10 protein-coding genes are annotated in these 12,439 nt (G+C 70.8%); 3 read left to right on the top strand and 7 right to left on the bottom strand.

All coding sequences use genetic code 11. From position 1 onward, the window contains the following. Window positions 1-59 precede the first annotated feature (59 nt). The 6 genes from G4G93_RS33115 to G4G93_RS33140 form a co-directional block, all read right to left on the bottom strand. Complete coding sequence (locus G4G93_RS33115; RefSeq protein ID WP_165091543.1) at window positions 60-1,124, bottom strand: GSCFA domain-containing protein; 1,065 nt, start codon at window positions 1,122-1,124, stop codon at window positions 60-62. Further along, on the bottom strand, window positions 1,121-1,885 hold the full coding sequence (locus G4G93_RS33120) for a hypothetical protein (protein ID WP_165091544.1): 765 nt from the start codon (window positions 1,883-1,885) through the stop codon (window positions 1,121-1,123). The genes G4G93_RS33115 and G4G93_RS33120 overlap by 4 nt, the downstream gene beginning before the upstream one ends. After that, window positions 1,882-2,976, bottom strand: a complete 1,095-nt coding sequence (locus G4G93_RS33125) for an FkbM family methyltransferase (RefSeq protein ID WP_165091546.1) — start codon at window positions 2,974-2,976, stop codon at window positions 1,882-1,884. The genes G4G93_RS33120 and G4G93_RS33125 overlap by 4 nt, the downstream gene beginning before the upstream one ends. Window positions 2,977-3,042: 66 nt before the next feature. Next, the gene (locus G4G93_RS33130) at window positions 3,043-6,714 is read right to left on the bottom strand and encodes a glycosyltransferase (protein ID WP_165091547.1); all 3,672 of its coding nucleotides are present in this window, start codon (window positions 6,712-6,714) and stop codon (window positions 3,043-3,045) included. A 116-nt stretch (window positions 6,715-6,830) separates the two neighbouring features. Further along, window positions 6,831-7,868 carry a glycosyltransferase gene (locus G4G93_RS33135; protein ID WP_165091549.1) on the bottom strand — a complete coding sequence of 346 codons (1,038 nt, stop codon included), beginning with the start codon at window positions 7,866-7,868 and terminating at the stop codon, window positions 6,831-6,833. A 66-nt stretch (window positions 7,869-7,934) separates the two neighbouring features. Next, window positions 7,935-8,621: a hypothetical protein gene (locus G4G93_RS33140; protein WP_165091550.1), complete on the bottom strand. Its 687-nt coding sequence runs from the start codon at window positions 8,619-8,621 to the stop codon at window positions 7,935-7,937. 343 nt (window positions 8,622-8,964) lie between these two features. Here G4G93_RS33140 and G4G93_RS33145 point away from each other — a divergent pair, with 343 nt between their 5' ends. The 3 genes from G4G93_RS33145 (at window position 8,965) to G4G93_RS33155 (ending at window position 11,988) form a co-directional block, all read left to right on the top strand. Continuing rightward, a complete protein-coding gene (locus G4G93_RS33145) occupies window positions 8,965-10,386 on the top strand; it encodes a Hint domain-containing protein (protein WP_165091552.1) in 1,422 nt (473 codons plus the stop codon). 528 nt (window positions 10,387-10,914) lie between these two features. Then, complete coding sequence (locus G4G93_RS33150; protein ID WP_165091554.1) at window positions 10,915-11,544, top strand: PAS domain-containing protein; 630 nt, start codon at window positions 10,915-10,917, stop codon at window positions 11,542-11,544. 90 nt (window positions 11,545-11,634) lie between these two features. Beyond that, a complete protein-coding gene (locus G4G93_RS33155) occupies window positions 11,635-11,988 on the top strand; it encodes a hypothetical protein (protein ID WP_165091555.1) in 354 nt (117 codons plus the stop codon). A 191-nt stretch (window positions 11,989-12,179) separates the two neighbouring features. Here G4G93_RS33155 and G4G93_RS33160 read toward each other — a convergent pair. Beyond that, the coding region (locus G4G93_RS33160) for an integrase core domain-containing protein (protein WP_165091556.1) at window positions 12,180-12,439 on the bottom strand (260 nt) is incomplete at its 5' end.

Raw genomic sequence — 12,439 nt, forward strand, 5'->3', positions numbered from 1 at the left:
CGTGGGTCGTTGCGTGCAGAATCCGTGATGGTCGATTTGCCCGCGATCGGTGCGGAACGTCAGGCGCCGAGCATCGCCTCGTCGCATTCCGCCGCGATCAGGCGGGCGAGGTCGCGAAACAGGACGTCCTGCTGCGGGACGGGCGGGGCGGCGGCGGGCGGCGGCTCGGCCTCCCGGGTGGCGTTGCGGGCGAAGCTCGCCATGACCTGCGCCACGCCCTCGTCGCTCACCGAGCGCAGGTCGTCGAGCAGGTAGGCCCCGCGACTCTGGATGCCGGTGATGATCTCGTAGGACGGGAAGTAGCCGATCGTCTCCGGGTGCCGGCGCGCCAGGATCTCCGCCGCGACCCGCAGGACCGCCTTGGAATAGGTGTTGGAGGCGAGCACGTGCCGGTCCTCGGCCGTCGCCGCCAGCGCCACCGGCGACACGGTGAGGATCAGCCGGGCGGCGGGGTTGACCGCGGTGATCAGCGCCAGGAACGCCTCGACGTCGGCCACGATCTCGTCGACCCCGAGATTGACGAACAGGTGCTGCGCCGGATCGAACCGGCCGGCGGCGACGCCCGGGCAGAGCGGGTAGGCCGCGCCGTCGACCGCAGACACCCAGGCCTCGGTGAGCCCGAGGGTGAAGACGAGGTAGTCGAGCCCCTCGATCAGGCGGCGCACGCAGGCGAGGTGCCGCGCCCGGTCGGTCTCCAGTTCCTCGACCGACAGGAACCCGCCGGGCTGCACGGTCGGGCGGTAGGGGTCGTGCCAGCTGCCCAGCGGCCCGGACCAGGCGCGGTCGGCGGGCTCGAACAGGCCGAGGGCCCGCTGGACGAGCTGCAGCATCTGCCGCGAGGTGTAGACGTTGCCGTAGCGGGCCGAGAACTGGTCGTAGGCACAAGGACCCGCCACGTTGGCGACGAAGGGGTGGGGGGTCTCGGCGACGTAGTGCGAGAAGCCGCGGGCGCGCAAAGCGCGCCCGATATGCTGGGCAAAGCAGCTTCCCGCCGTGGCGACCCGGTCCCGGCGGCTCAGGCGGAACGGGAACCCGATCCCCGGATCGACGGCCCCGGCCGCCGGCGCGGCCACGGCGTGACGCCACTTGGTGTAGGGCGGCGCCTGCTCGTAGGGATGCTTCATCGGGCGAGCCTCTCGATCTGGTCGGCGACGAGCGCGCCGTAGGCCTCGTTGGCGTGGGTCGAGCTGGTGGGGTGCGCGAGTTCGGGACGCAGGAAGCCGTCCGGGTCCATCGCCGCCTTCGGCGCCGGGACGAAGGTGAGGCCGAGTGCCTCGCAGGCCTCGGCGAACAGGGTGGAGTGCAGCCGCCACATCTTCAGCCGCAGCCGCGCATCGGCCACCCGCGCCGCGGGATGGCGCTCCAGGAAGTACGGGTCCATCCTGGCGCGGATCAGCGCCTCGTCGCGCAAGGGCGGCGGCGATTCGATGTGGAAGCGCAGCTCCGGCACCGCCGCCTGGGTGGCGTAGAGCATCGACAGGTCGCCCTCGTGGAGGATCTGCCGGACGGAGAGCCGGATGGTCGCGTAGGGAATCGGCTCGGCCCCGGGCAGGAGCGATCCGGTCTCCCCCGGCATGTGGAAGTCGAAGGGCGGCTCCGTCGCCATCAGGGCGAGCACGTTGTGGGCGTTGCCGGCGATCGTCGAGATGCACAGCGTGCCCGGACCGATGCGGCGGCGCAGGTCCGCCTCGATCGCGGGGTCGAGGCGGATGCCGTCGTCCGTCGCCACCACCGGGCTGCCGCCCGAGGGCAGCCCGATCATGCCCCAGCCGACCGGGGCGGCGCGGGCCTGGAGCGCCGCCACGATGCACTGGGTGTGGCTGTGGCCGATCAGCAGGATGTCGCGGGCGGCGACCGCGGCGGGGCGGGGCTCGGCGAGGATCATGCGGGCTCGAGCTCCCCGGCGAGGCGGGCAGCGACCTGCACCGTCGCCGGCGCGGTCGCCTGCATCCCGGCGATGATCCGGGCCTGGTGATCCATGATCTCCTGCGCCTTGATCCGGTCGCGCTCGAGATCGCGGAAGCGCAGCTCGAGCTGGTCGTGATCGTGCCGGGACACGAAGCCCTCCGGCTCCGGCAGCGCGATCATCGCGCGGTGGAGCACCGGGGGCAGGGTGGCATAGGCGTCCTCCGGCAGGCTCCAGCCGTCGAGGCCGGTCGGGCTCGGCGGCGGGTCGTAGCGGTCGCCCTCGACCGGCGGCAGGGCGAGGCCGGGCGGGAGCGCCCAGGCGTGCTCCTGAGGGACGGCCAGCACGTTGACCTCGCAGGTGCCGCCGAAGATGTTCAGAGGGTCGCCGTTGGCGTTCCGCCGGTTGAACGGGTTGGCGACGTGCCAGCGCAGGCCGTAGCCGGCCCCGGTCAGGAGGGCGACGATCTCGGAAAAATTCACCGGGCTCGTCTGCTCGAAGTAGATCACCGGCCGGTGGCGCGCGATGGTGCTCGTCGCGCCGAGCAGCACGTCGAGTTCCATCCCCTCGACGTCGATCTTCATCAGCCGGCAGGCCGGCAGGGCGAGGCAATCCGCCGTGAAGAGCGGGACCGGCAGGGCGGGCCGCTCGGTCTCCGGCGCGCCGACGACGCCGCGGAACGACACGCAGCCGAGATTGTCGGCCCCCCCTTGCGCGGCGGCGTCGAGGCGCATCACCCGGGTCTCGCGCCCGATCAGCCCCTCGATCCGGGTGATCCGGTCCATCCCGTTGAGGCGGATATTGAGCGCGAGCACGTCGCTCGCCCGGGATTGCCCCTCGATGGCGATCACCCGGCCGGTCTCGCCGACCATCCGGCCGAACGCGACCGCGTGGCTGCCGACATTCGCCCCGATGTCGAGCACGACGTCGCCGGGCCGGACGAAGTGCGAGGCGAGGTGGATCTCCTCCTCGGCCCACTCGCCGTAATGGCGCAGGGATCGGCCGATGACGCGGTCCTCGGCGTAATGCGCGAGGAGCCCGTGCCGGGCCTTGTGGACGCTGATGGTCATGCGGATGGTCCTGTCTTCTCTCGGGCAGCGCGGGGCGAGGGTTGAGGCGGGGCTTTGAGGGGGACCTCAGGCGGCAAGCGGCAGGGCGAGGTCGAGGACGAGGTCGAGCGGCAGCAGGGCCGCGTCCGGGCCGGCGCCGTAGCGCAGCCGTGCTGCGTAGCGGCCGGGCGGCAGCGCCCCGCAGGGCACCAGGGCCTCGAAGCCCGCCCACGCCGCCTCGGCAACGCCGAGATGCTCGGCGACGTCGTCGCGCCGCATCCGGGAGAGCCCGGCGCGGAGCGAGGCCTGCGCCCCCACGAGGTCGAGCGCGATCCGGTCCGCGCCGCCCAAGGCTGGCACCCAGGCCCAGCCGCGCAGGTAGAGGTGGCGGTCGCCCTCCGCCGCGTCGCCCGGTCCGGTCTCGACCTCGTCGAGGGCGATCCGGTGCTCCGGCGGCGCGCGGTCGGCCTCCTCGGCGACGGGTGCCGTCCCGCAGGGCACCACGACGCGATCGGGGCGGATCAGCACGGCTTGCCCGGTCTCGTGCAGCAGGGTCTCGCGGCGGTCCGACTGGGCGACGACGACCCGGTACAGGCCGGGCGCCGCGAGGCCGGGCGACACCTGCGCCCGGAATCCCCCGAAAGCGAGGAGCGGGTCGGCGGCGGTGAGGGCGGCGGGTGCCCGGCAGCGCGTCGCCCGGATCCAGACCGGGGTCGTGCCCGGCTGCAGGAGGCCGAGGGCGACGCCCGGCAGCACCCGCCGCCCGGCTCGGTCCGCCGCCCAGCCCTCCAGGCCGAGCGATCCGTCCGGCGCGGCGGCTCCGGGATCGTAGCGGGTGATCGCGCCGTCGCCCCGGACCGTGCGGACGTATCCGGCCCCGCGGGTCGGGTCGGGATCCGGGACCGGCGCCTCACCACGGGCAGGGTCTCGGGTAGGGTCTCGGGGGCCCGCCTGCGCCTCGCCCCGCGTCACCGCGACCTCCCCGAGGGGGCCGAGATCGGCGACGACGCCGTCGTAGACCTGCAGCAGGCGGACCGCGTAGACGCCCGGGTGCAGGTCGTGGAGGTCGAGATCGAAGGCGAAGCCGCTCGCCTCGGCCTCGGGCGCGGCGAGATGCGCCCGGACGTCGCCGCGCGCCACCGGCGGGCTCACCGCGTAGATCTCCCGGGCCTCGCCCTTGAGGTGGAGGATCACGTCGAGCGGCCGCCCGCGTCCCTCGACGAAGGCCCAGCCCCGCAGCGAGAGGGCGCGGCGCAGCGTGACAAGCGGCCATTCCGCCGGCTGGTGGTCGCCCCGCACGGCGTCGATGCTGAGGCGGACCGGGTCGTGCGCCGGCTCCAGGCGCGCGAGATGGGCGAAGCGCGCCGGGAAGGTGCGCCACAGGGTATGGGCGTGCGCCTCCCGGGCCGGGCGGTGGGGCGGCGCGTCCCAGCCGCTGCCGTCCTGGACCCAGGACGGCGTGTTGGTGCGCAGGCCGCAGGCGCGCAGGCTCAGGATGTAGTCGCGCTCCGGGCGGAGCGTCACCGCGGGCGGGCGGACGGGGCTCCCGGCGATCAGCCCGCGATAGACGCCTGAGAGCGCGGCGACGTGCTCGGCGGGCGACACGCTGCGGCAGGACGAGGCGGCGTCGCGCATCGCCCCCAGGCGCTCGCGGTCGCGGCTCAAGGAGCGCAGGATGTCGCAGACGTGGCCGGCATCGTCGGGCGAGACCTTGAAGCCGTCGATTCCGTCCCGCACCCGCTCGGCGGGCGCGCCGAGATCCGAGACCACCGGCACTGCGCCGGCGGCCCGGGCCTCGTTGAGCGAGATCATGTAGGTCTCGGGCCAGGTCGACAGGTGCAGCGAGACGTCCATCCCGGCCATCAGCCGCGGCAGGTCCTGCGCCGCGTAGCCGCCGCGGATGGTCACACGCGGCAGGGCCAGCGCCCGCAGGTGCCGGTCGAGGTCCGGATCGGGGATCGCCCCGAGGATGTGGAACTCCACCGGCTCGTCGCGCAGGGCGGTGAGGACGCGCAGGATCGCGTCCGCCCCCTTCGGCCGGGTGAAGTTGCCGGGAACCGCGACCCGCAGGGCGGTGCCGTCCGGGGGCCTCTCCGCAGCCGGGAGCCTCCCGTGGCTCGCGGGCGTCAGCATCTCGACGATCCTGACCCGCTCCGCCGGCACCTCCGGGTAGATCGCCCGCAGGTAGTTCGCCGTGAAGGGCGAGTTGGCGACCAGGACGTCGAAGGCCTCGATCATCCGGGCGACGAAGTTGCGGCGGCGCTGCTGCGCGCCGGCCGGGATGCCCTTCGCCGAGAGGCAGATGTCGCACTCGGTCGGCGAGCGCCCGGCGATGTTGCAGTAGCCGCCGCGATAGTCGAGCAGGTTGAAGTGGCTGCAGACGAGGTAGAAATCGTGCAGCGTGTAGAGCGAGGGGACGCCGCAGGCGCGGGCGATCAGCGGCAGCGAGAGCGGCATGCCGATCAGGTGCTGGAAATGCACGAGGTCGATGTCGTTCTCGACCAGGATCTGCTCGAAGACCCGTTCGTGCGCGGCGTCGTGGAGGGTCTCCAGGCCGGCGGCGTGGGGAACGCCGTAGAGGTGCTGCTCGCCGGTGCGGTGGGCGATCAGCGTGTAGGCGGCGGCGCCGTCGACCACCCGGGGATACAGGGTGTAGACGTCGAAGGCCGTCGCACCCTCGGCGAGCTCCTGCTGGTAGACCTCGACCCCGCCGCCGGGACGATACCCGGCCACGTTGTGGGTGACGAGCAGGACCCGCTTGCGGGCCGCAGGCAGGCCGGCCGGCGCGGGAGCCGGGGCGGCGACGCCGGTCAGCGCCGAGAGGATCGCGGCGACGCGGTGGTCGTAGAGGTGCTCGGCCCTCGCCCGCACGCGGGCGGCCTGCGCCATGGCGATGCGCTCCTGCGGGTGGTCGAGCGCCCAGGCGATCGCCGACAACAGGTCGTCCTCGCTGTCGCAGACCGCGATCTCGCCCTCGGTGAAGTAGCGCGTCGCCTCGGCCCGGCCGCCGAGCGCGATCTGGAACGCGCCCGCGAGCGCGTTCTCGAACAGGCGGGGCGGCGGCGTCGTGCCGCTCGCCTGGTCGGCCCGGGCGGAGGAGAACTTGCGCTCCAGGCTCAGCGTGATCCGGCTGCGGTTGGCGATGCGGGCGAGCTCGGGATTCGGCACCCGCCAGTTGGTGAGGAGCGACCCGTCGCCGAGCACCACCGGCGGCAGGTGCGGGTTGGTGGGCAGGCCGATTTTCATCCGCAGCGGCCGGTCGAGCCCGTCGATGATGCGGTTGATCGTCCGCACCCGGTTGGGCCAGGCGGTGCCGACGAAGCAGACGTCGTACAGGAAGGCGTCGTCGTCGCGGATCGGGGCGAGGTCGTGGAAGAGGCGGCTTGCCGCGAGCGGGAGGTGGTGCGCGTTCGCCCCGTAGGCGGGCAGGACGCCGAGATCGTTGGTGAAGACGAGGTCGAAGGGGGCGGCGACGCGCCGATTCTCCTCGAGCTCGTAGGGATCCTCCGTGGTCCAGAGCACCGAGCGGGCCGCCATGGCGCAGAGGCGGCCGAGCACCGCGAGGTCGCCGCCGGACCCGCCGAGCGCCAGGACGGTGTCGCAGCCCCCGCGCCTGAAGAGATCGATGGCGTTGCCGTAATCGGCCTGGCTCACCCACTCCACCGCCGGGTGACGCTGCAGCGCGTCGACGATCGCCAGCGCGATGTAGGAGTTGTGCGTCTGCGCCGCGGTGTCCAGCACGAGAACGCGGAATGTCATGCTCATGACGTGCCCATGGTGTGGCGGCCGGGACGGGCGTTGCGCCCGCCCGTTGCCGCGCCGGATCGGCCGGTTTTCGCTTCGTCGTCTTCGGTTCGTCGCTTCGGGTTCGACGCCTACTCGGCCGCGATCGCGAGGGGCGGCGCCCCCGGCGCCGCGCCGCGGCGCGGCAGCAGGCCGAGCAGGCGCAGTTCGCCCAGCAGCGTCTCGGCCCGCTGCGCGTAGGTGTGCTCGCTGAGGGCCCGCTCCTGCGCGCGGGCCGCCACGGCGAGGAGGGCGTCGGGCTCGTCGCGGGCCCGTTCGAGCCAGCGCTCGAGGTCGCGCGCGCCGTCGATCAGGATGATCTCACGGTCGCGCTCGAAGTAGTCGAGCACCTCCAGGCTCTCGGCGACGAAGAGCTGCGCCGAGCCCATCAGGGCGACCTCGAAGGTTCGGGGTCCTGGAGTTGAGGGCGCCAGGTTGTACCGCGCATTGGCGATGCTGAGATCGCGGCCGATATTGAGGGTGAGGAGGGCGCGGGCCGCCGTCTCGGCGAAGGCCGAGGGCGACAGGCGCTCGTTGCGGGCGAAGGTCAGGTCCTGCGGCCACTGGTCCCCGGACACGGCGGTGCGGTGGCGCCGCAGCAGGGGCGCACCCTCGCGCAGGAAATCGATGCGGTTCTGGTAGGCGTAGCCGCAGAAGAACAGCGCGAGATCGCGCGGGGCCGACCGATCGACCGGCCGCAGATGGGTGTGCGGGCAGGCCGCCAGGGGCAGGTGCGCCGCTGGCACGTCGCCGTAATGCATCGCCGCCCAGCGGTCGGTGCTGAACACGATGTCGGCGATGCCGCGCAGGCGGAAGGCGTAGTCGAACTCGTAGGGATCGTCGTGGAGCCAGAAGGCGAGGACCGCCCCGGCCCGGTCGGCGAAGCGGCGCAAGCGGCACAGGTTGCTCGCATCGACCGCGACGCCGCCCACCGCCAGCACCAGATCGGCCTTCACGTGGTCGGCCCCACGCAGCCCCGCCAGCGCCTCGCAGCCGATTGCGTGCACAACTACAGCGTGCGGTCCGAGATCGCGCAAACCTCGCGCCACGTAGGTCCTGATCGCCGCATTGGTGTTGAGCCGGTCCTCGACAGTTCCGGTAACGACGATGGTGAGCGGTCTCTCGATCATGGGGAGGGCATCCGTTCCGAGCGGGAGGAGGGCAATGGTCGGAAGTGCGGGGGTCGTTGACGGCGCTCAGGCGGCCTCGCGGGCGGATGCCGTCCGCGGGCGGATTGCGGCGCGAAAGACCGCCGCCCAGGCCGCGTCGTCGCCGAGCACGTGCGGGTTGTCGTGGTCGAGCCGGTGGATGCGGTAGGCGGGATCCGGATCGGCGCCCGTCCCGTCGCGGTCGGTGACGAAATGGACCTCGCCGGCCGGTCCGATCGTGTCCTGTACCGCCTGCGTCAACGCCGCCATTGCCTCGCGTCCGAAATGGAAGTTCATCGTCGGCGAGACGCGCACCACTTCGTCGAGGTTCGACTGGGTGTTCGAGACGAAGATCAGGCAGCGTCGAAAAGTCTTCAGCCCCGAGAACCTGTCGAGCAGGTAGGCGAACTTCGTCTTCGTCTGCGCGAACGTCTCGTCGAGGGCGACCACGTCGTCCCGGGTGAATTCGTGCCAGAAATGCAGGTTGTGCCGGGGCCAGTAGAAATTCGGATGGACCACGATCTCCCCGGGGTGGTCCGGGAAAAGCCCACCCGCGGCCATCCAGCCGGCGAAGCTCGCCGGCGGCATGATCAGCCAGTCGAACGGTCCGGTCGCCTTCACCAGCGGCTCGCCGAGCAGATCAGACAGGAGATCGACGTGTCGATCGATCTGCCACGCCGTCTGGCACGACACGCCGAGACTGATGATGGCTGTCTCTGTACCGAATGCGGACATGCGAGTTCCTTTTGTGAACTCTCTGATGCAAGACTATTTGTGCGGAACCAGGGTGCGGCGACGTGCGCACAAGCGACGACGTCTGCGTGGCCCGGATCGGTGGGTTGGCCCATGTTGGTTGCACAAAAATTTTTTTGCAATCCCAGATTTAGACTCCTGCGCTTTGTCGGCCTCCGGCGAGCGCATCTGGCCGCCGACGCTCCGGCCGCGGCCGAGAGGATTGTGACCTGCTCGCAACACGCGATTTTTTCTCCCAACTACAACGCCAAGCTGCGTGTTCTCGGCTTGACACCTCAACTCGAGGTTGCGCTGATAGCCGGGCCAACCACATGGGGGAATTGCTGTGGCCGTCACCTTCGACAACACAGTCTTCAACGCCAGTCAGGCAACTACCGGGCTCTATGCAGCCGGAGGTTTCACCGGAACGAACCTTCTTTCCGGCGCGACGCCAGTCACCATCAATGGAAGCATCGATCAGCCGAACTCGACGGTTGGCGTCAATCTCAACCTCGCCGGCGTGACGGCGGTCGGGGCGACGGGAACCTATCTCGGCTACAGCCCGGCCGACAACGACGACTACGTCTATTACTTCAACGTGACCGGCGGCGGATTGGTCACGCCTGTGACGATCGGCGTGTCTGGCGTGGCGGCGCCGGTCCTCGGCGTGCTGACCCCCGTCACCACCGCCAACGTGACCGCGCCGGTCGGGCCGAACACCCCGTGCTTTGCCACCGGCACGCTGATTCGCACTGCGAACGGCGACGTTCCGGTCGAGGCGCTGGCGGCGGGCGATCTCGTGCTGACCGCCGCCGGCGCGCACCGCCCGGTGCGCTGGATCGGCCGCCGCCGGGTCGCTTGCGACCGGCACCGGGACCCCCACGCCGTCTGGCCGGTGCGGGTCCTGGCCGGCGCCTTCGGCGAAGGCCTGCCGCAGCGGGACCTCTGGCTCTCGCCGGACCATGCCGTCTGCGTGAGCGTCCTCGCGGAGGTGCTGATCCCGATCAAGCACCTGGTGAACGGCGCCACCATCGCCCAGGTGCCAGTGGACGAGGTCACCTACTGGCACGTCGAGCTCGACGGCCACGACGTCCTCCTCGCCGAGGGCCTGCCCGCCGAGAGCTTCCTCGACACCGGCGTGCGCTCCGGATTCGAGAACGGCAGCGACCCGGTGACGCTCCACCCCGACTTCGCGCCCCGCAGCCACGCCGATTTCTGCCGCCCCCTGGTGCAGGGCGGCGCGCTCGTCGCGGCGGTGCGCGCCCAGCTCGCCACCCGGGCGGGCGCGCTCGGCTGGATCATCTCCCGCGATCCCGACCTGCACCTCGTGGCGGACGGCGCGGTGATCCGGCCGTTCGCGAGCGGGGACGTCACCCGCTTCGCGCTCCCTGCCGGGACGCGCAGCCTGCAGCTGATGTCGCGCACCTACACCCCCTACCTGCTCGATGCGAGGTCGGGCGACCGGCGCCGCCTCGGCGTGCCGCTGCGGGGCCTGTCGGTGCGCGACGGGCTGGGCTTCTCCCGCGACGTCGCGCTCGACGATCCGGCCCTAGCGACCGGCTTCAGCTTCGTGCAGGGGCAGGCGGGCGACCTCTGGCGCTGGACGAACGGCAGCGCCGTGCTGCCGTCCTCCCTGTGGGCGGGGGCGCGGGGCGAGGTGACGCTCGAGGTCGCGCTGGTGCCCGCGAGCCACTGGGCCGGCGACGGCGTCTACGCGTTGCAGGCCTCCGCCGAGCCCGCGGCAGAGAGCCGCGCTCTCGCCGCCTGACGGGCGCGAGCCGGGCAGGGCGCCGCCGCGCGCCCTGCCACACCCGCGTCGTTGCCCGCGGCGGACGCAGAGACCGGCGCGAGGACATCGACTTTCGTTACCGGAAAACGATGGATTTTCGCAGACGAGCAGGGCCGGCGGACAGTCGACCGCATGACAGCCGTGGTCCTGCTCTCGTCACCGCGACAATCCTCGCCGGATTCGATCGCCTTGCACCTGCAGCGCACGCGCCGATCGTCTGAAACGTAAAATCCCGTCGCGATCTGGCAGGCACGCAACCCGACTAAACGCATGTTACGATCAGCAAACCCTATGGTTGTATTCGCATCCCATCGACGGCTGCGCCCCAAACGCTGGCACACCAGATAGTTGCGCCTCCTCCTCAGCCTAGGCACGCTTCACTCACCATTCGCTAAGTCGCGACAAAATTTCAATATATTTTCGATTGTCGGCAGAGCTTGCCCGACTTGCCACAGATAAAAATTTGAAGACAGCCATCCGACGGCGGTATATTCAGTGACGTCCTGAATGATCGATCGTTCTCGCCGGCATGGGGGCCACATGGGCGCATCGGGAAGATTGCTTACCGAAGAGGATTTACGGCCGCGTTTCGTCGATATTCCGCAAGCTGTCGGCAGCTGGGATTGGGATATACCAAACGACCGGATCTACTGCGACGACATCGTCGCGAGCCTGTATGGGATCGACTCCGCATCGGCCAGCTATTCGGGCTGCAGCCTCGACATGTTCGTGTCCGGACATCACCCGGGTGACCGCGACTGGATGAACGATGCCATCCGAGGCGCGATGCAGGGAACGGGCATCCTGGTCGCCGAGTATCGGACGCAGCCCGAGGAGGGCGTCGAGAAGTGGGCCCTGGTCCGCGCCCGCTACTACCACGATGCGCAGGGGCGCCCGATGCGGGCGCGGGGCGTCATCGTCGACATCACGAACAGCAAGCTCGACGGCCAGGCTCCGTCGATCGCCCAGGATCTCCCGGATATGCATCTCCCGGACATGCATCCTCTCGATAGGGCGGCCGAGCTGTGCATCTCGGCGCGCGAGGTGATCGCGACGGCGCGCAAGCCCTTCCTGCTCCGCCTCGTGGACATGGTCCTCCTGGAACTCGGCCGCGAGCTGGGCAAGCTGGTCCAATAGAGCCTCACCCGACCGTGCGGTGACGCTTGCAGGCGGACATTCGTCGTGGGGGCCGCAGGCGCGATTCCGAGACGATCGAAGGGGGCTGCGATGATCTACGCCGCCGTATGCTGCACCGTCATAAACGAAGCATCGATCCTGCGGGAGTGGCTGGCCTTCCGCGACGCACTCGGGTCGATCCATGCCGACCTGGCAGCCCACGATCTTCTCCCCGACACGCACCTGGTCGATACCGGCTACGTCGATGCCGACCTGTTGCTCGCCAGTACACGCGCCCCGCGCCGTTTGCTCACGCCGCGTCGATGCGAGGAACACGCCGCGTCGGAGACCGCGCGAGCGCGAGAGGTCGACGAGGCCTTTGCCGAGCAGTACCGTTGGCGGGCAGGCATCGAAGGGACGCTGTCGCTGGGCGTGCGGACCCTGCATCTGCGGCGGGCCCGCTAGCTCGGGCTGGCCAGGGTCCACCTCCAGCACGTGCTGACCGCCGCCACCCTCAACATCGGCCGGATCGTCGACCGGCTGGCGGGTGAGACCGTCGCGTCGACCCGCCGGTCACCCTTCGCTCGCCTCATCAGTCAAGCTGTCTGAGCCGCGACTGAACCGCTCCGGGTTTTTCGGAGGCTGATTGTCTTGGGTCAGGCGGCCATGGCTTGGTCGCCGACGTGGGTATGATAGCGCGCTTCGGCCTCGGCGGGAGGGACGTTGCCGATCGGCGCGAGGAGGCGACGGTGGTTGTACCAGTCGACCCACTCCAGGGTGGCGTACTCGACCGCCTCGAAGGAGCGCCAGGGGCCACGCCGGTGGATCACCTCCGCCTTGAACAAGCCGTTGATCGTCTCCGCCAAGGCGTTGTCGTAAGAGTCGCCGACGCTGCCGACCGACGGCTCGATGCCCG

Source organism: Methylobacterium sp. DB0501 (genome assembly GCF_011043735.1).
In the GTDB taxonomy this organism is placed as follows: Bacteria; Pseudomonadota; Alphaproteobacteria; order Rhizobiales; family Beijerinckiaceae; genus Methylobacterium; species Methylobacterium alsaeris.